The 237-nt window shown below is 53.6% G+C and carries 1 protein-coding gene; it reads right to left on the reverse strand.

The features are described 5' to 3' along the window. On the reverse strand, positions 1–237 hold a 237-nt coding region (locus tag ATN88_RS26295; protein WP_198158460.1), incomplete at both ends, for an immunoglobulin-like domain-containing protein.

A 237-nucleotide genomic window follows, 5' to 3' on the forward strand; every position in this document is an offset into this window, starting at 1 on the left:
ACCTTCCAAAATGGTAACGGTTTTCCCGTTGCTCAAGGTGACCGTGATGTCTTCCTTAGCCGCTGAGTCTAAGGTCACGGTGTAGGTGATCTTGCCACCTTCCACGACATCTTCGCCGTCGGTGGTCGAGCTTAAGGTGAAGGTAGTGGTGTCGTTATCATCCACGACCTTGTTGGTAACCGTCCCTGTGGTTTTGACGCTTTCGAAGCTGTTGGCGGAGACACCCGTGATGGTGGC

Source organism: Enterovibrio coralii (assembly GCF_001559595.1).
Classification (GTDB): domain Bacteria; phylum Pseudomonadota; class Gammaproteobacteria; order Enterobacterales; family Vibrionaceae; genus Enterovibrio; species Enterovibrio coralii.